The 20782-nt window shown below is 64.5% G+C and carries 20 protein-coding genes; 1 reads left to right on the top strand and 19 read right to left on the bottom strand.

Annotated elements, in window-relative coordinates; translation table 11 throughout:
• Positions 1-9 precede the first annotated feature (9 nt).
• The 6 genes from FVE66_RS05480 to FVE66_RS05455 are packed head-to-tail and all read right to left on the bottom strand — an operon-like array spanning position 10 to position 6386.
• A complete protein-coding gene (locus FVE66_RS05480) occupies positions 10-735 on the bottom strand; it encodes an enoyl-CoA hydratase/isomerase family protein (RefSeq protein ID WP_151446321.1) in 726 nt (241 codons plus the stop codon).
• Positions 725-3058: a xanthine dehydrogenase family protein molybdopterin-binding subunit gene (locus tag FVE66_RS05475; RefSeq protein WP_151446320.1), complete on the bottom strand. Its 2334-nt coding sequence runs from the start codon at positions 3056-3058 to the stop codon at positions 725-727. The genes FVE66_RS05480 and FVE66_RS05475 overlap by 11 nt, the downstream gene beginning before the upstream one ends.
• Complete coding sequence (locus tag FVE66_RS05470) at positions 3055-3564, bottom strand: (2Fe-2S)-binding protein (protein WP_151446319.1); 510 nt, start codon at positions 3562-3564, stop codon at positions 3055-3057. Before FVE66_RS05470 ends, FVE66_RS05475 begins: the two co-directional genes overlap by 4 nt.
• Positions 3561-4379, bottom strand: coding sequence for an FAD binding domain-containing protein (locus FVE66_RS05465; RefSeq protein ID WP_151446318.1), 819 nt, complete (start codon positions 4377-4379; stop codon positions 3561-3563). The genes FVE66_RS05470 and FVE66_RS05465 overlap by 4 nt, the downstream gene beginning before the upstream one ends.
• Positions 4380-4395: 16 nt before the next feature.
• A complete protein-coding gene (locus FVE66_RS05460; RefSeq protein WP_241673020.1) occupies positions 4396-5169 on the bottom strand; it encodes an alpha/beta fold hydrolase in 774 nt (257 codons plus the stop codon).
• 17 nt (positions 5170-5186) lie between these two features.
• Positions 5187-6386, bottom strand: coding sequence for an FAD-dependent monooxygenase (locus FVE66_RS05455; RefSeq protein WP_151446316.1), 1200 nt, complete (start codon positions 6384-6386; stop codon positions 5187-5189).
• 137 nt (positions 6387-6523) lie between these two features.
• Between FVE66_RS05455 and FVE66_RS05450 the strand changes: the two genes are divergently transcribed.
• The gene (locus FVE66_RS05450) at positions 6524-7438 is read left to right on the top strand and encodes a LysR family transcriptional regulator (protein WP_151446315.1); all 915 of its coding nucleotides are present in this window, start codon (positions 6524-6526) and stop codon (positions 7436-7438) included.
• 31 nt (positions 7439-7469) lie between these two features.
• Here FVE66_RS05450 and FVE66_RS05445 read toward each other — a convergent pair whose 3' ends face one another.
• From FVE66_RS05445 to pilM, 13 genes are all read right to left on the bottom strand, one after another.
• The gene (locus FVE66_RS05445; RefSeq protein WP_241673019.1) at positions 7470-8315 is read right to left on the bottom strand and encodes a class II aldolase/adducin family protein; all 846 of its coding nucleotides are present in this window, start codon (positions 8313-8315) and stop codon (positions 7470-7472) included.
• Between the two features lie 22 nt (positions 8316-8337).
• On the bottom strand, positions 8338-9333 hold the full coding sequence (locus FVE66_RS05440; RefSeq protein ID WP_151446314.1) for a Bug family tripartite tricarboxylate transporter substrate binding protein: 996 nt from the start codon (positions 9331-9333) through the stop codon (positions 8338-8340).
• A gap of 85 nt (positions 9334-9418) precedes the next feature.
• Complete coding sequence (locus tag FVE66_RS05435) at positions 9419-9910, bottom strand: aromatic-ring-hydroxylating dioxygenase subunit beta (RefSeq protein WP_151446313.1); 492 nt, start codon at positions 9908-9910, stop codon at positions 9419-9421.
• A complete protein-coding gene (locus FVE66_RS05430; RefSeq protein ID WP_151446312.1) occupies positions 9907-11280 on the bottom strand; it encodes an aromatic ring-hydroxylating oxygenase subunit alpha in 1374 nt (457 codons plus the stop codon). The genes FVE66_RS05435 and FVE66_RS05430 overlap by 4 nt, the downstream gene beginning before the upstream one ends.
• Before the next feature lie 105 nt (positions 11281-11385).
• Positions 11386-12363 (bottom strand): ketopantoate reductase family protein, encoded by a 978-nt coding sequence (locus FVE66_RS05425; RefSeq protein ID WP_151446311.1) that lies wholly within the window; start codon positions 12361-12363, stop codon positions 11386-11388.
• Positions 12364-12409: 46 nt separating this feature from the next.
• Positions 12410-13375, bottom strand: a complete 966-nt coding sequence (locus FVE66_RS05420; RefSeq protein WP_151446310.1) for a Bug family tripartite tricarboxylate transporter substrate binding protein — start codon at positions 13373-13375, stop codon at positions 12410-12412.
• 284 nt (positions 13376-13659) lie between these two features.
• On the bottom strand, positions 13660-15087 hold the full coding sequence (locus tag FVE66_RS05415) for a tetratricopeptide repeat protein (protein ID WP_151446309.1): 1428 nt from the start codon (positions 15085-15087) through the stop codon (positions 13660-13662).
• Entirely contained in the window at positions 15084-15977 is an 894-nt protein-coding gene (locus tag FVE66_RS05410; protein WP_151446308.1) for an ExeA family protein, read from the bottom strand. Before FVE66_RS05410 ends, FVE66_RS05415 begins: the two co-directional genes overlap by 4 nt.
• Position 15978: 1 nt before the next feature.
• On the bottom strand, positions 15979-17793 hold the full coding sequence (locus FVE66_RS05405; protein ID WP_151446307.1) for a secretin N-terminal domain-containing protein: 1815 nt from the start codon (positions 17791-17793) through the stop codon (positions 15979-15981).
• Positions 17790-18218, bottom strand: coding sequence for a hypothetical protein (locus tag FVE66_RS05400; protein WP_151446306.1), 429 nt, complete (start codon positions 18216-18218; stop codon positions 17790-17792). The genes FVE66_RS05405 and FVE66_RS05400 overlap by 4 nt, the downstream gene beginning before the upstream one ends.
• On the bottom strand, positions 18203-18940 hold the full coding sequence (locus FVE66_RS05395) for a hypothetical protein (protein ID WP_151446305.1): 738 nt from the start codon (positions 18938-18940) through the stop codon (positions 18203-18205). The genes FVE66_RS05400 and FVE66_RS05395 overlap by 16 nt, the downstream gene beginning before the upstream one ends.
• Positions 18937-19755: a PilN domain-containing protein gene (locus tag FVE66_RS05390; protein WP_151446304.1), complete on the bottom strand. Its 819-nt coding sequence runs from the start codon at positions 19753-19755 to the stop codon at positions 18937-18939. Before FVE66_RS05390 ends, FVE66_RS05395 begins: the two co-directional genes overlap by 4 nt.
• Complete coding sequence (pilM, locus tag FVE66_RS05385) at positions 19752-20708, bottom strand: type IV pilus biogenesis protein PilM (RefSeq protein WP_151446303.1); 957 nt, start codon at positions 20706-20708, stop codon at positions 19752-19754. Before pilM ends, FVE66_RS05390 begins: the two co-directional genes overlap by 4 nt.
• Positions 20709-20782: the final 74 nt, after the last annotated feature.

The following is a 20782-nucleotide window of genomic DNA, read 5'->3' as shown; positions in this document are numbered from 1 at the left end:
CTTGTCTTGCTAGAACCGCGACGACAGGGCAGTCGATACGAGATGAGCGGCCAGGCCGCTCGCTGCCTGTGCCGACATTTCCGGCGCCAGGTTCAGGTACTGCTTCACCGCGCGCAGGGAAACGGCGCTGTTGCCCAGCATGGTGCCGATCAGCTGCCCGGCCTCTTCATCGAGACGTGCTGCCGGAACCACCTGCTGCACCAGTCCCGCCTCGCGCGCCTGGGCCGCGCTGACGCTGGCCTGGCTGTACACCATCCACGACAGGGTCTTGAGCGGCACGCGGCCGACCAGTGCGGCCATCACCAGCGTCGGTGGAATATCGCGCTCCATCTCGGAAATGCGGAACTCGGCGTCGTCCGCTGCCAGCGTGATGTCGCACACGCAAGCCAGCGCGCAACCGGCACCGATGGCCCGGCCCCGGACCACGGCGATCACTGGCACAGGCACCGCCTTGACCGCGTCGTACAGTGCCAGCGGCGGCAGCGCCACCTGCTGGCGGATCAGTTCCGCATTCGGCTTCGGGCCGAGGGTCGGCATCGGCGAATCGCGTCCGGCGCAAAAGTCGGCGCCGCTGCCGGACAGGCGTACCAGCTTGACGCTATCGTCGATGCCGGCCAGCGCGGCCACCACGGCGTCGCCCATTTCCCGGCTCAGTGAATTTCCCTGTTGCGGCCGGTTCAGGACGATCTCCAGCAGGTCGCCAACGCGACGTAGCGTGACTTGTTCAGTGCTCATCGGATTTTCCTTCAGGACGGTGTATGTAATTCCAGATCCTCGCCGGCGTCGCCGGCATCGGGATTTCTTCGCTGCCGAATTCCTGCAGGGCGTCGGCCAGCGCATTGAAGATCACGGCCGTAGCCGGCGTGATGCCGCTCTCGCCGCCGCCCTTGACCCGCAGCGGGTTGCCCGCGGTCGGGTCTTCGGTCATGGCAATCGACAGTGGCGGCACTGCGCCGGCGCGCGGCACGCCGTAGTCCTGCCAGGAGCCGGACAGCACCTGCCCGCTTTCGGGATCGATGCAATAGCGCTCGGACAGCGCCTGGCCGATTCCCTGCGCCAGGCCGCCATGTACCTGGCCTTCGATGATCAGCGGATTGATGACCTGGCCGACATCGTCCACCGAGGCGTAATGCAGGAGCTCGACATCGCCGGTGTCCGGATCGACTTCCAGTTCGCACACTGCGCAGCCGGTCGGATGCGCAGGCATGCGTCCGGTAAAGTCCGCGCTGGCATGCAAGCCGCCCTCTGCGGAAACTGCTGCATTGCCTGCCAATTCGAACAACGAGACCCGCGCGGCACCCTTGTCGGCCAGCCAGCAGCCATCTGCGTAGCGTATCCGGCCGGCTTCGGCAGCCAGCACTTGCGCCGCCAGCGCCCTGCTCTTTTCAAGGATCTCGGCGCAGGCCTGTACCAGCAGCGTGCCGCCGATGCGCATGCTGCGGTCGGAATGGGAGCCGCCGCCGACACTGGTCAGGTCAGTGTCGCCGGTGCGCAGGCGAACCGCCGTCACCGGCACGCCAAGCTGTGCCGCCACCACTTGGGCAAAGGTGGTTTCATGGCCCTGCCCCTGGCTCTGGGTGCCGGACACGATGTCGATCACACCCTCGGGCAGCACGCGCATCATGATCCGCTCGCGTGGCGCACCGACCGGCGCCTCGATGTAATTGGCTACGCCGATGCCGCGCAAGCGGCCGCGCAAGCGGGATGCTTCACGGCGCGCGGCAAATGCGTTCCACTCGGCCATCTCCAGCGCCCGTTCCATGTTCCCTGAAAAATCGCCGCTGTCGTAAGTCAGTCCCATCGGGCTGCGATACGGAAGCTGGTCGCGGCGGACCAGGTTGCGGCGCCTGATCTCGACCCGGTCCAGCCCCAGTTCGCGGGCGGCGATGTCCAGCATCCGCTCGATCACATGATTGGCTTCGGGACGCCCGGCGCCGCGGTATGGCGCGGTCGGCACGGTGTTGGTCAGCACTGCGTTGACATGCACCGCCGCCACCGGCACATGGTAGACCGTGGTCATGACCCGGGTGCCATTCGACATCGGCACATAGGACACCGTATGTGCGCCGACATTGCCGGTCCACTCGTTGCTGATCGCCAGGATCCGGCCGTCACTGTCAAATGCGACGGTAGCGTCGATCACCTGGTCGCGGCCCTGGTAGTCGCTCAGAAAGGCCTCGCTGCGGTCTCCCGTCCATTTGACCGGGCGGCCGACATGACGCGCGGCCCATACCACCGCCAGTTGCTCCACATACAGCATGGTGCGCGAGCCGAAACCGCCGCCGACGTCCGGACAGATCACCCGCAGCTTGTCGGCAGGGGCATTCAGCGCGCCCATCAGGCACATCTTCAGCCGGTGCGCCCCCTGACTACCCGAAATCAGCGTATAGCTTTCCTGCGCGGCGTCCCATGCGCCGATTGCCGCGCGTGGCTCCATCTGGCAATTGACGACGCGGCTGTTGCGAAAGCGGCGCCGGACCACATGGTCGGCGCTGGCCATGATGCGCTGCGCGGCCTCGTGATCGCCCACCCTGGCCTGGAAGCAAAGGTTGCCCGGCGCGCCATCCCACAATTGCGGCGCATCGCCTGCCATCGCCAGGCAGGCATCCACCACCGGCGCCAGCTCTTCGTAATCGACCACAATCAGTTCTGCTGCCTCGCGCGCCTGTTCCGGCGTCTCCGCAATCACCATCACGACGGCTTCGCCGACATGGCGCACACGGTCCACCGGCAAAGGCAGGTGCGGCTGGTTGAACACGCTGCCGGTAAGCGAAGTCGGGAATGCCGGCTGCGTGTACTCGACTGCATCGATCGGCATCGGCACATGGTTTATACCATTGAAGCCGGCATCGAGATAATCCTGTCCGGTCAGAACCGCCAGCACGCCGTCGGCCGCAAGCGCGGCCCCGGTGTCGATGCTGCGGATGATGGCGTGGGCATGGCCGGCACGCAAGAAAGCGGCATACGCCTGCCCCGGCAGGCTGATGTCATCGGTATAGCTGCCCCTGCCGGTAACCAGGCGGCGGTCTTCCAGCCGTGGCAGCGCTGCGCCGATCATGGCTGCGCTGCCGCGGCGGGCGCAGCCAGGTTCAGGTCAGGATACATGTGCTGCGCAGCGTGCCGGACCGCGGCGATGATGTTAACGTATCCAGTGCAGCGGCAGATGTTGCCTTCCAGCGCGGTACAGATCGTTTCCTCGTCCAGCGCAGCCGGCCGCTCGCGCAAGAAATACTCGACTGCCATGATCATGCCCGGCGTGCAGAAGCCGCACTGTAATCCATGGCACTGCACGAACGCCTCCTGCACCGGATGCAGTTGACCATCGCGCTCCAGGCCCTCGACCGTGGTGACCACGCCACCGCTGGCTTGGGCCGCCAGCACCGTGCATGACTTCACTGCCACGCCATCCAGATTGACGGTGCAGGCGCCGCACTGCGTGGTGTCGCATCCGATATGAGTGCCGGTCAGCCCCAGCTCGCGGCGCAGGAAATCCGCCAGCAGCATCCGGTCTTCCACCGTACGCGCCACGGGCTGGCCGTTTACGTTCATTTCAATATGCATCATTGACTGCCCTTGATCTGCTGCACTTGCAGCCCGGCGACTGCCCGGCGCGTCATCACTTGCACCAGGTTTGCCCGCCAACTGGCGGGTGTCTGGGCATCATCCAGCATGCTTTCCGGGCCGATGTGCAGGCCCTGCAAGGCATCCACGCTGCAGCCTTGCTGCAATGCCTGTTCGGCTTCGTGCCAGCGAAACACACCTGGTCCGGCGCCGGTCACGGCCACCCGGACCGTCGCTTTTGCCTGCGCGACGAAAACACCGGCCACCGCATAACCCGATGCCGCATGCCGGTATTTTGCGTAGGCCGCGCGGTCGGGAAGCGGGAACGACAGCGCAGTCACGATCTCACCCGGTTCCAGCGCAGTTTCAAACATGCCGACAAAAAAATCGTCAGCCGCAATGCGGCGCACGCTGGTCACCACCGTTGCACCAAGCGCCAGCACCGCCGCCGGATAGTCGGCTGCCGGATCATTGTTGGCGACCGATCCGCCGATGGTGCCGCGATTGCGCACCTGCGGGTCGGCGATCAGACCGGCCAACTGGCACAGCGCCGGAATCCCCGCGCCAACCAACGCCGAACCCGCCACTTCCGCATGCGTGGTCGCAGCGCCTATCACCAGTGCATCGCCGTCGTGCCGGATGCCGCGCAACTCGGGCAGCCTGCCCAGATCGACCAGGTGCGACGGCGCCGCCATCTTCTGCTTCATTGCGGGCAGCAGCGTCATGCCGCCAGACAGCGGGCGGGCATCCGGATGCAGGCGGAGGAATTCAGCCGCCTGCGCCAGCGAATCCGGCTTCACATAGACAAAGTTATACACCGCGGTCCTTTGTTGATCATGCGCTGGCGTCGCCTGACAGGTAGCGCTGGGCAGCAGCGGTAAATGCCAGCGGTGTCTCGTTCATCGGGTAGTGACCGGCATTGGGCAAGACCTCGAGGCTGGCGTCGGGATACCAGGCCAGCCAGGTTTTCCCCATCAGGTCGGCGGTCAGCGAGGGGTCATGTTCGCCCACCATCACCTTCAGCGGCGTCTGGCTGCCCACGACCCGTTGCGAGAAATCACGCGTGGCCCATTCTGCCAGGTAAGCACCAAAAGCTTCCGGGGTGGCGTTATCCCACGAATGCCGCGCCATGCGCGTGACCCAGCTTGCAGGCAGGCGGTTTCCGGTTGAGTAGTTGATGACGAATTCGCGCTGCTTGATATCGTCGATGGCGCTGCCAAACAGCGCCAGGCGCTGGGCATCCATGCGCGCGCCGCAAGCGGGCACCGCCGTGACCGCCAGCATCCGTTCGACCCGGGCCGGCGCCGCCAGCATGACCTGCTGGATCGCCTTGCCACCCATCGAGTGACCGACCAGCGAAAAGCGCTCCCATCCCAGTTGGTCCGCCAGCCGCAGTACATCCTGTGCCGCCTCTTCGAACGTGAACTGGCCGCTCATCTGGCGCGAACGGCCGTAGCCGCGATAGTCGAAGAACACCCAACTGGCGGCGTCGGTGTCAATGCCATCGACCATCGGCGCCCAGGCATCGGCGCAGCCGAACCAGCCGGACAGGGCGATGACCTTCACCGGCCCGGTGCCAACCCGCCAGTAGCCGTTGGTCTCTGGCACCCCGCTCCCCTCCTGGCTCATATTTCAACCTCGTCGACGTTGTAACTGAACAGCCAGTCATAACGCTCGCGCACTTTCGGCTCGGCCCATTCGCGGTCCACATAGTCGGCCGCGCCGTCCGCCGAGGCCAGCGCCGGATTATGGAAACGGCGGCCGTTCTCGGTCGAACGCAGCACGATGCGGTTGGTTCTTTCGATGCGTGCCGCTTCGTACTTGCGCAAGGCCAGCGGCAGCTCGTCCTGGTATCGCTCGATGCAGCGCGCCAGGATGTAACCGTCCTCCAGCGCCATCACCGCACCCTGCGCCAGGAAAGGCAGCGTCGGATGGCAGGCGTCGCCCACCATCGATACGCGGCCGAATGACCACTGGTCCAGCGGGTCGCGCCCCATCAGCGCCCATTTGAAGGGCACGTCGAGCTTGCTGATCAGCGTGTGCACGTCGTCGTTCCAACCCTTGAAGTGCTCGTGACATTCTTCATGCGTGCCCTGTTGCGTCCATGACTCCACTTGCCAGTCGTCACGTTCGACGATGCCGACGAAATTCATCAGCTCGCCGCCGTGCAGCGGATAGTGGATGACGTGCGCGCCCGGTCCGACCCAGTTGGTGCCGACCGGACGCTGCAGATGATCCGGCAACCGCTTCATCGGGATCACACCGCGCCACGCCAGGCAGCCGGAGAATTTCGGCTTGTCTGCGCCAACCAGCTGGTTGCGTATCCGCGAATGGACGCCATCGGCGCCGATCAGGGCAGCGCCATCGAAGCGGCGACCGTCGGCCAGGATCAGTTGCACGCCGTCGTCGGCCTGCTCGAAACCGGCGCAGGCGGCGTCCAGCATGATGGCATCCGGCTTGATCGCCCGCACAGCATCGGCCAGCACTTGAAGCAAGTCGGGGCGGTACACCATGAAATACGAATAGCCGTATTGCGCCACCGAGTTGGCGCCCAGATCGAACAGCTTCCAGGCCTGGCCCGTGCTCCACAGCCGGATTTCCTTGCCAGCCGCCTCGCACGAGACCGCCTTCAGCGCTTCACCGACGCCGAGCTGGTACAACACGCGCAGCCCGTTGGCGCTCAACTGCAAGCCGGCGCCGACTTCGCGCAACTCGGGCGCCTGCTCGAAAACCTGGACGTCGAATCCACGCTTGAGCAAGGCCAGTGCGGCGGTGAGTCCGCCTATGCCACCGCCGGCGATCAATATTTTTTCCTGCTTCTTCATGTTTATCCTGGGAGAATTTACGCGCCCGGAAGGCGCTGCGATCGGACCACCGATGCGGCCACTGATGGGCTCACATTTAACCGCATCCTGATCGAGAATATAATCGACTTTATTTTCTTAATTAAGAAGCCAATCGGATGAATATCTCTCAACGCCAGTTGCAGGCCTTCCTCGACATCGCGCGACTGGGCAGTTTCACCCGCGCGGCAGAGCGGCTGCACATCACGCAGTCCGGCTTGAGCGCCATGACGCGCGACCTCGAGAAGCAGCTCAACTGCCGGCTGTTCGACCGCACCACGCGCTCGGTGGCGCTGACGCCCGCCGGCGCGCAACTGGTGCCGGTTGCGGCTCGGGTGCTGGCGGAACTGGAATCGGTATCGGACTCCATCAACCGCATCTCGACCCGCGCGCGGCAGATCCTGACCGTCGGCGCCACGCCCTTCATCGCGTCCGACGTGCTGCCCTTGGCAATCGAGAGCTTTCAAAGCGAACATCCGGAGATCAGCCTGCGCATCCGCGACCTTGGCCGCCAGCAGATACAGGATGACGTGGCCAACGGCACGCTGGATGTCGGATTCGGCGCATTCTTCAAGCCGGCATCCGGGCTTGAACGGATCGCACTGGCAGAATTTCCGCTGGCCCTGGTATGCCCCGCCAATAACGATGCTGGAGCACGCCGCCGCGCGCGGCGCATGAAGTGGTCGGAGCTGCGCGACCAGCCCCTGATTGGCCTGTCGCCGGAAAATCCAGTGCAGCAACTGATCGAGGAAAACCTGCGCCGCACAGGCCGCGCCAACGAGGAGCGTCCTGCCTACGAAAACATGCAGACGGTCCTGGCCATGGTCGAAGCCGGGTCCGGCTTCGCGGTGCTGCCCTCGTTCGTCGCGCCCTGCTGTGCGCGCTATGCGGTGCAACTGGTGACCTTGACCGAGCCGCAGGTGCCGCTCAGCTTCTACCAGATCACCAAGAAGGGGCGCGTGACGCCGGACGGCACGGCTGCCCTCGCCCGTGCGCTGACGACTGCGCTGCAGCAGGAGCCGGCGCGCCGCTAGCGCGCCCGCGGGGGGCGCAATACCGGGATTTCTACTCACACAAGTCCGGCTGTTCGGCGATGATCTTGTCCATCAGCGGCTGCATGCCGAACCATCCTGCGCGTGGCGAGCCAACCTGCTTGCGCGTCAGCATGGCGGTCTCATCATCGATCTCGATCGGCTGCCCTGCATTCCACGCCAGCAGGCACTGTTCGAACGCGCGTTCCATGCGCATGAACCAGAAGACCGCGGCTTCAACTGACTGCCCCACAGTGAAATGACCGTGATTGCGGCAGATCACCGCCTTGTGCGGCCCGAGCGCCTGCGCGATCAACTCGCCTTCCGACAATTCACTGGCAATCCCGCCATAGGCCTGCAACACCGAATGGTCCTTGTAGAAGGCGCAGGCTTCCTGCGTGATCGGTGGAATGGTCCTGCCGAGCGACGCGAAGGTGGTGCCGAAGCGCGAATGCGAATGGGCTGCAGCGATGACATCGGGACGCGCGGCATGAATCCGCGAATGGATCGCGAATGCCGCGGCGTTGACCGGATGCCGGCCCTCGACGATGTTTCCGGCGTGGTCCACCAGCACCAGGTCGGACACCCGGATGCGGCTGAAATGCACCGCCAGCGGGTTGACCCAGAAGTGGTCGGGCAGCACCGGATCGCGCGCGCTGATGTGGCCGGCAATCCCGGCGTCGAACCCCTGCAGCGCGAAAATTCGATAGCCAGCGGCAAGCCGCTCCTTGACGTGGATGCGCTCTGCCTCCTTGCTGGCAAAGGCCGGCGGCTCCGGGAAGCTCAGTCCGTCCGGCCGCACCTCCAGCAGGATGCCAGGCCTGCCTTGCGCAGCGCCTTGCGGCGCGCTTTGGGGCACTGCTTGTGATTCGTTCATCATGCGTTTCTCCCTGGTCGCAGGTCTACTCCGCCTTGATATTGGCGGTCTTGATCACCTTGGCGTAACGCGCGCCCTCTTCCCGTATCAGCTGGGTAATGGTGTCGGCATTGTTGGCAGCCGGTTCTATCCCCAGCGCCCTTCCGCCCGGATCGATGCCCAGCGTCTCCAGCCGTTCGCGCACGTCAGGCATTTGCATGATCCGGTTCACTTCGGCTTGCAGCTTGGCGACGATGTCGGGCGGCGTCCCGGCCGGCGCGAACAAGGCGATCCAGGCCGTGACGTTATAGTCCGGCATCCCGGATTCAGCCATGGTCGGCACGTCCGGCAGCAAGGCCCAGCGCTTGGTCGATGTCACGGCCAGCGCCCTGGCACGGCCGCCTTTGACCTGCGCCATCACTGGCGCCGGGTCCAGGAACAGCAGTTGCACGTCGCCGGCAGTCAGGGCACCCAGGGCCTGGGCGCTGCCCTTGTATGGAATGTGGGTCAGGTTGACGTTCGCCATCTGCTTGAACATTTCCGCGGAAAGCTGGAACAGGGTCGAGGCCGAACTGTAGTTGAGCGGCGCCGGTACGGCCTTGGCGCGCTCGATCAACTGGCGGACGTTATTCGCCGGCACCGAAGGATGCACCGCCAGCACCAGCGGAAAGCTGCCCATGATGGCGATCGGCGCAAAATCGCGGATCGGATTGTAAGGCAGCTTCGGATACAGAACCGGGTTGATGGTGTTGCCGCTGCTGGCGCCGAGCAGCAACGTGTAGCCGTCGGCCGGCGACTTGGCGACCGTATCGGTTGCGATGATGGTGCTGGCGCCGGGCTTGTTCAGCACCACCACCGGCTGGCCCCATGCCGCTTGCAGCTTGCTGGCCACCAGGCGGGCCAGGATATCGGTGCTGCCACCGGGAGGAAATCCGAGCACCATCTGTACCGGCTTGTTCGGATAGCTCTGGGCAACTGCATTGCCGGCCAGGGCCGTCATGCATGACAGCAACATCATTGCTCGTATCAGTGTCTTTTTCATGATTGTCTCCGTTGATGTAATAAGTTGCCGTCAGTTGGGTTTTCGCTATTGCAGACCTTGTCAGTACCGGTCGCTTGCCTGCACGCTACAGACTGTAGAAGTCCAGCCGGGCGGGCAGGTAGTCATTCAGCAGCAGGGTCTTGCGCCGGGCGATCAACCAGCCGTCGTCGTCACGCCGCAGGACATGCTCGTAACGTCCGAACAGCACTTCCACACTCCTGTCCTTGGGCAGGAACTGGTGGGTGGTCCAGTTCGAAGCCACGCTCATGCTGCCTTCCTGAGCGGACAGGATCCGGACATTGGTAATGGCGTGCTGCGTTCGTGGCAGCACCATCGAGGACACGGCGCGCCCCGACTTCACGCGCCACACCCGATCCTCCAGCCCGGCCCGGCTGGCGTAATAGATCAACGATAGCTCCCGCTTCGGATCTGCGGTCGGTTCATCCTCGCTTTTCCAGGTGGGCACCCAGTATTCGATGTCGGGCGCCAACAGCGCCAGCCATTGGTCCCATTCGCGGTTGTCCAGCAGCGCAGCCTCGCGCACCAGCAACTCGGTCGCCTGCATCAGCGGGCTCATGCCTGCCCCGCCCGTGTCGCTTCCTGGCCCGCTTCCCGGTTGGCTTCATCGCGCTCGGCGCCGGCCACCATCAGGCGGCTCCACTCGCGATATGCGGAATGGAACAGGGTCTCGTCCTGTATCTTCACGCCGCCGCCAAGGCTGGTCACCGGCGTGATGCCGATTTCCTTCGCTGCTTCGTTCGGCCCCTGCATGACGGCGGTCATGCCGCGCGCATAGCCCTGGGTCCAGACCACCGGCTGCGCCTGATAGCCGGTCTGGCAATCCTCATAACAGGTCGTGTCGTCCGGCGTGGCCAGGCCGCTGCTGTTGAAGAAATCCTCGAACTGGCGCAGCCGGAATTCGCGCGCCTCGTCCGGCTCGCCTTTGGGCGCCAGGCAATAGCTGCGCATCTCGGTGCGGTCTACTGAAATCGGCCGCACGATGCGCAGTTGCAGCGACGCGTTCTCGGCGAACTGGACGTTGGGGAACAGCACCAGGTTGCGGGTGTCCAGCATCCACTGCGCGCGCGCCTCGCCAACCCGACCCCGCACCTCGTCAATGGTCTGGTACAGCGGCCGGATATCGGGCGCCGGATTGCGGGTCCAGACTACGGCATGACCGTGATCGAATGTGAAGCTGCCGCGCGAACGGTAAGCTGCGAAATCGATGGTGGCCAGTTTATTGTTCGAATCGCCCGACTTGCGGTTTTCGACGATCTTCATGAAGGTCGGATGGACCGAGGTCAGGTGATAGCCGTCGAGGCTATTGTCGAGCTGCAGCTTCCAGTTGCCCTTGAAGGTATAGGTGGAACACCCCGGCACCAGCTCGACGCCGTGCGGACTCTGGTCGATCACGAGGTCAAGGAAGAATCGCGTGTCGCCGAGGTGTTCTTCGATCGAAGGCACCTCGGTGCTCAGGCTTCCGAACAGCACGCCGCGATATGACGCCAGCCGTGCGATCGCCACCAGGTCGTGGTTATCCTGCTCGAACGCGGCGCTGTAGCAGCCGTCGGCGCGATCCTTGATTGTCTTGCTGCGGCCACTGCTGTCGTAGGACCAGCCGTGGTACTGGCAGACATGGAAACGGGCATTGCCCTGGGCCTTCTGGCACACCACCGCGCCGCGGTGGCGGCAGGTATTCAGGAAACACCCGACCTGGCCATCGGCGCCGCGCGATACCAGCACCGGGTTGCGGCCGATCCAGGTGGTGAAATAATCGTGGGCGTCGGGAATCTGCGATTCCAGTCCCAGGAAGACCCAGGTCCGCTCGAAGATGTAGCGCATCTCCAGCTCGAAAATTTCCGGATCGCGGTACACGTCACGGTGAACCGCAAACTGCCCGTGGGGCACATCGTCAACGACGAGCTTGCGCAAATCGGCTGCCTGCATGGTCTCCTCCTGCTTCAATCAATCCGGCGGATGGCGGGCACGGGTCTTGTGCCCGCTACCTCGCCTTGCTCAACAAGAAAATCTGCACGATCACTGGCGGGCCAATTACTGCAGCCCCATGCTGTTGGCCCTCTGCCGGATCAATCCGTGCACGGCCTGGATCAGCGGCACCTCGACGCCGAGCCGCGTCCCGATTGCGAGCACGGCGCCGGTCAGCGATTCGTGTTCCATTGGCCGCCGCCCTTCCAGGTCCTGCAGCATCGACGGTTTGATGGATCCGAGCGTGCGCATACGATCAATACGGCGGTCGGGATCCTCTGCGACATCGAGGCCAAGCGCATTGCCGACGGCAATGACTTCCAGCATCAGCCCGCGCATCAGGCAGACCACATCGGGGTCGGCCGCCAGCCGGTCAAGCGGCGCTTGGGCCAGCGCGGCCACCGGATTGAAGCTGCAATTACCGATCAGCTTGGTCCATATCTCGCGCCGTATTTCGCTGGTCCGCTTGCAGCTGAAACCGGCTGACTCCAGCAATGCCTGCAGCGCGCCCGAACGAGCGGAAAGGCTGCCGTCCGGCTCCCCCAGGTGCATGTCCCAGCGACCGGTGTGCTGCACCACGCCCGGCTCCGCAACGAAGGCGGTCGGATAAACAACGCAGCCCAGCACCTGCCGTTCTGGAATCGCGGCTGCAATCCGTCCGCCGGGGTCAATGCCTTCGATCGGCAGGCCCTGCAGCGCACCGCCAAAGCCCGAGAAGAACCACCATGGCACACCGTTCATTGCCGGCACCACCATGGTATCCGGACCGATCAGCGGGGCCATGCCTGCCAGCGAAGCCGGCAGGCTGCAGGTCTTGACCGCGATGATCACCACATCCTGCACGCCAAGTTCGGCGGCATCGGCAGAGGCGCGCAGCGCAATCCGGCTCTCGCTGGCGCCGGTACGCAGCACCAGCCCGTTGCGGCGAATTGCCTCGAGATGGGGGCCGCGGGCGATCACGGATACTTCGGCTGCTGTCTGCTGTGCGAGCCGCGAGGCGATCAGACCGCCGATCGCACCAGCCCCGAAAACGCAAACTTTCATCAGCACTTGCTCCCGGTGTTGCAGCGGTTGCGCCAAGCCGTCATATTCATTCCCGCCGTATGTTCTTGGCCTTGATGATGGCGGCCCACTTGGCGGTTTCGGCCTTGACCGTATTGCCGAGCGCGGCCGGCGTCGAGGCTGCTGTGGTGAAATACGACTTCGCCATCTGTGCGCGCAGCGCCGGGTCGCGCAACTGTTCCGTGACCATGCGGTTGAGCGTACTCACCACATCCGCCGGCGTGCCGCGCGGCGCGAACAAGGCGAACCAGGTGTAGGCGTCGAATCCGGCCAGGCCGCTCTCCTGCAAGGTCGGCACATCGGGCAATTCGGGCAGGCGACGGCTGCTGGTCACCGCCAGCGCCTTCAGGCGGCCAGCCGCGATCATCGGCATCGGCGCCGTGAGCGTGTCGAACATGAAGCTGGTATCGCCGGCGATCAATGCCGCCAGCGACGGCGCCGCGCCCTTGTACGGGATGTGCTGCGCCGTGATGCGCGATTCGGCGAGGAACAGTTCGGTAGTCAGGTGTGGCGAGCTGCCTTCGCCGGGGCTGCCGAAATTCAGTTTACCGGGCTCGGCCTTGGCGCGCGCAACCAGGTCGGCGACATTGCGGAACGGGCTGTTTGCCTGGGTGACCAGCATATAGGGCTGGGTGGCGATCATCGACACCGGCTCGAATGCGCTGGCCGCATCGAACGGCAGCTTGGCATAGATCTGTGGCGCCATCACGTTCGAACTCAGCCCACCCCACAGCAGCGTGTAGCCATCCGCCGCCGCACGTGCCACCTTTGCCGCGCCGACCGTGGTGCCGGCTCCGGGAACGTTTTCAACAATGAAACTGATGCCGGACTGTTTCTGCAAGGCCTGCGCCACCAGCCGCGCGCCGGCGTCAGTGGCGCCGCCGGGTGCGTAAGGCACAACGATCGTGACCGTGCGCTCGGGGTAACCCGCCGCCATTGCAATGCTTGCCGTGAAGGCGGCTGCGGCCGTAACGGCCATCCTGATGAATGACAATGCTGTCTCCTGATTGCTTCTGTCGATGAAGCTTGTTGTTGATTGCACGATTCCCGGACAGGCGCACCTGCCGAAAACTACTGGTCTGCGATTTAACCACCCTCGCGCCCAGAAATGAAATCAAAAAATCTTCTGAACCGAGAAGCTGCGCTGCTTAATCTGGAAATCGGGAGTGTGTGAGGCGGAAACGCTCAGGACGGGATGGGTCGCGTGGCGACTGCCAGGTGCGCAGCATGAGCATGGGCCCAGGGAAAAGCACAGGGCCGGGACGACCCGGCCCGCGCCTATTTTTGCAGCTGGCTCAGCCGGTTGCCGACGAAGGTCTGCAACTCCGGGCTCAGGCCGCCGGCCGCCCTGGCGCGCCGAAAAGCCTGTTCCGCCTCGGCGTCCTGCTTCAACGCCTGGTAGGAAATGCCCAGGCCCATCCACCAGACGCCGTTCTGGGGCACGGTGCGCAGGGCGATGGTGTAATGGTCGGCCGCATCGCGGTAGCGGCCGGCGCGCTGCACCAGGGCCGCCAGGAAGGCGTGATAGACCGGCTGGTTGCCGGCGTGGTTTTTCGTGGCCTCCAGAGTGGCGATCGCCGGCGCCAGTTCGCCCCGTTCCAGCTGCAGGCGGGCCAGCGTCATGGCCAGCTTCGGCTGCGCCGGGTTCAGCGCAAGGCCGTCCCTTGCCAGTCCGGCCGCCTCGTCGATGCGACGAACATCGATCAGGGTCGCGATCAGCACCTCGCGCGCCCTGACGTGCTGTGGATGCGCCGCCAGCAGCCGCTGCAGCCGGTCGATGGCGAGGTCGATCTTGCCTTCATGCAGCAAGTTCACCGCGCTGTCGAATTCGACCTGCACCTTGTTGACGGCGCTGGAACTACGGATCGTCCTGGGCTGGCCCGGGACGCTGTCGTCGACAAGTTCGTCGGCGTCACCGGCGGGCCGGGCCGGTTTGCGGGCCCGGCGGGCCAGCTCGCGCGCATCGCCCTGGCTATTGGCCAGCACTTCCTGCTGGGCCGCGCGGGACGCCGGCGCGGCCAGCACCGGTGCCAGCGACTTTACGGCCACACCTGCGGCTGACGCGACGGCGGCGGCTGCTGCTGGATCTGATGCTCCCGCCGCTCCCGCCGTCGCTGGCGATGCGGTCGCTCCGGCCGGCGATGGCATCGCCAGCAATATCGGCGAGTTCGGCGTCGGGCGCTTGCGCTCCTCTTTCTCGCCCGGCGGCGCTTCGCCCGCCATCGTGGATGTCACCTTGCCCAACATGCCGCGCGCCGATTCGCGGGCGCGCCCGGCGGGCGTCACTGAATCGATCATCGCATTGCCGGCGCTGGAGACCACCGAAGACACCATCTTGCCCACACCCAAGCCAGTGCCGGTGTCGAGCTTCAGGTCGGGATCTGCCGGCTTGCCGCCAGCGACCACCAGGCCCGGGACAGATGCTGCCGCGCCGTTCGCATTCTTTGCTGCCACCACCGGCGCTGCCGGTTTCGACGCGCCCGGCACGAGGGCGGCCACCCAGCCGCGCAGCGGATCGGGCAGCTTGTTCACACCCACCAGCGTGATGCCGGCCACTGCAAGGCTTGCCGCCAGCAGGCCGAACAGCAGCACGCGGCGGCCCGAACGCCCGGGCACCGCGCTCAGTCCGGCTGGGGGCGCAGCACTGGCAACTGGCGTACGACGTCGCGCGTCAAGGTCGCGCAACACATTGTTGATGACACTCATCCCAGCACCATCCAGCCCGCAGTCACGGCCACCACCACCACGACCGAGGCAGCTACCGCGGCCCAGGGCAAGGACATCTTGCGGGCGGCGCCGGTGTCGGCTGCAGCCGCGCGCACGTCGGCAGCGGAAACCTTGCGCTGGCTTTTACCGTAGGCCAGCATCAGCGACTTGTGGGCGAGTATGTTGACCAGGCGCGGTATGCCGCCGCTGCCGGCGGTGAGTGCGCGGATCGCGCCACTGGTGAACAGGCGGCCGCCGGCATAACCGGCAACGGCCAGCCGGTGCGCCACATAGAAGTCGATGTCTTCGCGCGACAGCGGCTCCAGATGGTAGTGGAAGGTGATGCGCTGGTAGAGCTGGCGCACGGATTCGTTGCGCAGGTTGCGGTCCAGCTCGGGCTGGCCGAACAGCACGATCTGCAGCAGCTTGCGCTTTTCGGTTTCAAGATTGGTCAACAGGCGCAGCACTTCCAGGGTTTCGAGCGGCATCGCCTGTGCCTCGTCCAGGCACAGCACGACCTGCTTGCCCTGCCCGGCCTTCTCCAGCAAGGCGCCGTTGATGGCCTTGAGCACTTCGTGCTGGCTGGCGTCCTTGTCGACATTCAGCTCCAGTTCCTCGGCCAGCGTCAGGAACAAGGTGCGCGGCTCCAGGCTGGGATTGGGTATGTAGGCGGTGACGAAATGCTCATCAAGGCTGGAGATGAACTTGCGGCACAGCATGGTCTTGCCGGTGCCGACCTCGCCGGTAATCTTGATGAAGCCTTCGCCGCCGCGCACCGCGACCACCAGCGTGTTCAGTGCTTCCTGGTAGGTGGAGCTGGCGAAGAAGAAGCTGGTGTCCGGCGTCAGGCTGAACGGCACTTCGCGCAGGTTGAAATGGGATGTGTACATGCTATCTCGATCCTGTCCACTCGACGGGTTGCATGGACTCTATCCGTCGCTGCGCTTCGGCGATGTCGTTGGTCCAGGTAGCCGCGCCCTCGACGATGGTCGGCTTGATCAGGATCACCAACTCACGTTTCTGGTTGACCCGTGCCGTGCTGCGGAACAGGGAGCCGACTACCGCCAGGTTGCCCGCTCCCGGCAGCTGCGAGCGCTCGTCGGTGCTGGCTTGCCGCATCAGTCCGCCGATGGCGATGATCTGGCCGCTCTGCCCGCGCACCACGCTGTCGGTTTCCGAGGTGTTGCTGGACGCCAGCGGCAAGTTCAGCGTGCCCAGCGGGCCAAGGTCGACCGTGCGGTTGAGCGTGCTGACCTGGGTCACCGAAGGATGCACGTGCAAGGTGATGTTGTTGTTTTCGTCAATCTGCGGCGTCACATCGAGCACCACGCCGGAGAAGAACTGTTGCAGCGTCACGTCCGGCGTGGTCGAGGTCGACCCTGACGAGGTATTGGTGGTGGAGGACACCCGCGTCACGAAGAAATCGTCGGTGCCGACCTTGAGTATCGCTTTCTGGTTATTCAGCGTCGCAATGCGCGGGCTGGACAGCACATGCACCGTCCCCTGGGTTTCCAGCAGTGTCAGCAAGGCGGCGAAATTATTGGTCTGGAAGGCCAGCCCGAACATCGACCCGGCCAGGTTGCCGTCGGTGCTCATTGACGAGCCGTTATTGATGTTCAGCGAGGTCGTTCCAGCCGATCCGGTCAGCGAATTGGTGGTGCCGATCGCGCTGGTCAGCGCGCGGCTGCTGCCGCCGCCCGCCAGCGTGGTGCGCCCGAGGAATCCGAACGAGGTAGGGCTGCCGAGGATGGGCGCAAACGAAGCCCAGTTGATGCCTGACTGGAAGGTGTCGTTGAGCTGCACTTCCATGATCTTGGCTTCCAGGATTACCTGGCGCTCGACCGACAGCTGGGCCGCGCGCAGATAGGCGGCGACAGCGCGCAATTCTTCCGGCATCGCGCGCACCACGACCACACCCGACTGCCGGCTGACGACCACGCTGCGCCCTTCCCGGCTGCCAGGAGCAACGCGTCCCTGCACTTCCTCGATGCCGACGATTGCGCGCAGCGAGTCGCGCAACTCAGTCCAGAAGTCAGCGGTGGAACTGGAACTGACCCGGCTGCTCTGCGCCACGCCGGCAGCCACGCCGGGCTGCCCAGGTATGCCGGGCGTAGTGGTGGCCGGCAAGGTGGTCGCCGGCAAGCCGGTCTGGCCGGTTTGGCCGGGCACGCCCGGGGCAGCGCCGCCGCCGGTACTGGCGGCAACGCGGGTCTCGGAAGTGCCGATCCGCGAACTGTTCAGGTAGCTGACCTGGAACACGCGCGTCTGCAGCGACGGCGGCTTGACGACGATGTTGTTGCGGTCCACCGTGTAGTCGTACTTGTCCGGATAGACGTCGCGAATAGCGTTCAGCGCCTGGAACAGCGTGACGTTCTTCAGGTTGGCGGAGATGTTGCCGGTCAGGTCGGGATGGACCAGGATGTTGTAGCGCGAACCGGAAGCGATGGCGGCAAAGAACTGGCGCGCCGGCAGGTCATTGAGCACGACGTTGAAACGTTCGTCGCCGCTGGCGACATTGGACGGCCTGACAGCATCGAGCGCCGGCAACAGCGCGTCGGCAACCGCGCCCGGGATCTTGCCGCCAGTGGTATCGGTCGCGCCTTTCTGCAGTTGCAGGTTGATTTGGTCGTAAGTCTGGCGCTGGGGTGGCGCGCTGCAGGCGGCAAGCGCGCCGGCAAGGCAAAGGATGGCCGTGGTTTTCTTCATTGTACTTTTCGCCGCTCCTGCCGCCTTGTCAGTTCCTGGATTGTGTCGCTTTCGACATAGCGCTTGTCGATTCCCGGGAACATGCGCAGCACCTGCATGCCGCGCGGCCCGTCGACCAGCACCTGGCTGTCGCTGATCTTGACTATCTTTGTCTGCCCGATACGCCCGCCCACCCGTACTACCTGGCCGTTGATCACCGCCTCGCGGCGCGTTGCCGATACGAGGATGGACTGCAGGTTCAGCGTATTCCCGGCAGTCGGGGCGGGACGGTCATCGCCGCTGTCCGGCGGCCGGGTCGGATCAGTCATTTCCTGCGCCGTCGCCGGGGCCGGCGCCAGAGCCGCCATGGCAGCCACAGCGGCAGCCAGCGCCAGCACCAGCAAGGCCGCCGAACGTGGCAGCCGGATCATCAGATGTTCAGCCATGTCTTGTCCAGACTGAGAGTGAACAGGTCGAGCGTCAGCGTCGCCTTCGGATATTCGTCAACCTTCAGAGTCAGGTGTCCCCAGACCAGTTTTCCGGGCATTTTTTCGAGTTCGGCCAGGTACTTCATCAGGTCAAGGTACTTGCCCTCGACCACTACCTGGACGCCGTGGCGATACACCGCTGCATTGCCTGCCCCGCTGCCTGCGCCACTGCCAGCGCCGGGCTGTGTTTCGCCTTTCCCACCAGCCTGTGCAGGGCCTCCCTGCACCGCCGCGATTGTACCGGTATTCAAACTTTCCAATGGCAATTTTGTAAATGAAATCAGCTTCACCGCATCGTGCCGCGCGAGGATCGTATCCAGCATCGTGACCATCTGCTGCGGCGACACCAGCTCCTTGCGCACCCGGCTGATCTGGGCCTCGGCCTCGTCGATCTGCTGTTGCAGCTGTTTCAGCTTCAGCTTGTTCTGCTGGTCGGGATCGCCCGAACTGCTGGCCCTGGCCTTGCCCAGTTCCGCTTGCAGGCGCTGCAAGGCACCCAGGTTGTTGACCATTTCGCGCGCGATGCGTTTTTCTTCGTTGAAGGCCGGCACCAGGAACAGGATGTAGGCAATCACGGAGACCACCGCCGCCAGTCCGACGAAAATGCCGATCCGCTCCATCAGCCGGCGGCCATCCACCCACTCCGTGACCTGCGCCCAGTATCGCTCCAGCTGCTTCATTTCCCGCGCTCCAGCATGGTATCGGCCCTGTTGCCGTCGGCCTTCTTGGGCTCGGCCTCGGACGAACTGAGCTTGAAGTCGAAGTAGCTCTGGATCTTCGGTTTGCCGTCCTTCGTCGCGGTGGGAGATGGTGCAGGCGCTGCCGGCGCGGCCCCGGCCGGCAGCCCGAGGCCGCGCAGCATCGATTCGATATTCTGCGCCCCGGAGGCGCCGCTCGCGGCACGGGAGGGGGCGCCGGGGCTGTCACCCTTGGCGGCCGCATTCTGATCGCGGAACTGCAGATCGATGCTGGCGAAGGATTTACCGCGAAACAAGGGCTCGCGACCAAGCGCCTTGATGTAGGCCGGCACCATCGAGGCATGCAGGGCGCGGCCGCTGATCTCGATATCGGCCCCGCCGTCCGAGAATGAAAAGCCGGTCAGCCACACGCCGGGAATGGCCTGGCGCGAGAAGGACCGGAAATAGTCGGTGTAGTGCTCCGATTTCGAAAGGCCACCGCTCCTGGCGTAGTTAAGCACCTGCTGGCTGGACTGCATGCGCGCTTCCAGCTTGCGCACCTCATCCTCCAGTGCCTTGTCCCTGGGCACCTGCCTGGTCTTGTCGACCGCCTTGATCAGTTCGGACTGGGCCGCCTTGAGGCTGGCCGCCACGCGCGCCGCCTCCTTCATGTCCTGCCTGGCACGCCAATGGGTATAACCGGCCAGCAGGGCCAAGGCTAGGCAGACCACCCCCAGTCCCTCGATCATCGCGAGTACCGAGAACTGCTTCCTTTTCTTCAGGAAGACCGGATTGAACAGATTGATCTGCTGGCTCACAGCGCCTTCTCCTCAAGCCGCAGCCCCAGGCCGAGCGGCAGGAAATAGCGCTGCTGCACGTTCAGGCTCTTCAGGTTGGGCACATTGGAGATGTCAAACAGCAGTTCAAGATTGAGCGACTCGACCTTGATGTCCACCTGCTCACCGAGGAAGGCCGGGAATCCCCAGTCTTCGTCGCCGATCGGCGCTACCACCAGCCGGTCGACCACGACGTATTTGAACTGGCGGCCGAAGTGATCGAGCGAGCGCTGGATCTCGAGCGCCACCCGCTCCTGCGATGCGCGCCGGCGGTCGGAATCGTACACCTGCAACTGATCGAGGCTGACGTCGAGGCGGCGCGACAGGTACAGCTCGCCGCCCATCGTGAACGTAAGCAGTCCGCCCTCGTTGTCAAAATACAGCATGGCGACGCAACGGCCCTCGGCTTCGACCAGTGCAGCGATGTTGCGCTGGGCCAGTTCCGGAATGTCGATCACTTCCAGCGAAACATTCGCTTCCTCGAAAGTGTGCTGCAGGTCTACTACCAGCTTCTTGCGGGTGACGATGGCGTACATGACGCGGGCTCTGGGCGTGCCCTTTTCAGGCGGCACGCTCAGCACGTCGATGATGGCCTCGTCGACATGGAAGTCGATCATGTCCTTGACCAGCCAGGTCATCGCCGGCTTCAGCTCGGCCGGCGGCACGTTGGGTGCCTCGACCGGCAGTAGTCGATAATCGGACACTTGCATCATGGTCGTGCAGTGGTAGCGAAGACCGTCCCAGGACTTCACCATCTCCGCCAGCCGCTCGGCGGTGGTGCCGTCCTCCAGCTTTTCGGCGGCGATCATCGTGACCACCGGCCGCGCGGACGAGGTGCGCCGTATGTGAGCCGCGCGAATCTCGCGCACCTCTCCCCCTTGGAAGGTGATCGCCATCCAGCCGTCCAGCTTTTTCGATTTAGGGAGAAGTCGCATCAGTGATTCTATTCCTCAGCCTGTGCGGGCTGCGTTTCGTAGAGTTCGTAGAGTTCGCATTGTTAATGGTTTAC

The sequence above is a fragment of the Lacisediminimonas profundi genome (assembly GCF_008831265.1).
Classification (GTDB): Bacteria; Pseudomonadota; Gammaproteobacteria; order Burkholderiales; family Burkholderiaceae_D; genus Lacisediminimonas; species Lacisediminimonas profundi.
The sequence above is the reverse complement of the archived record's forward strand: the minus strand, read 5'-3'. Positions and strand labels throughout refer to the sequence as shown.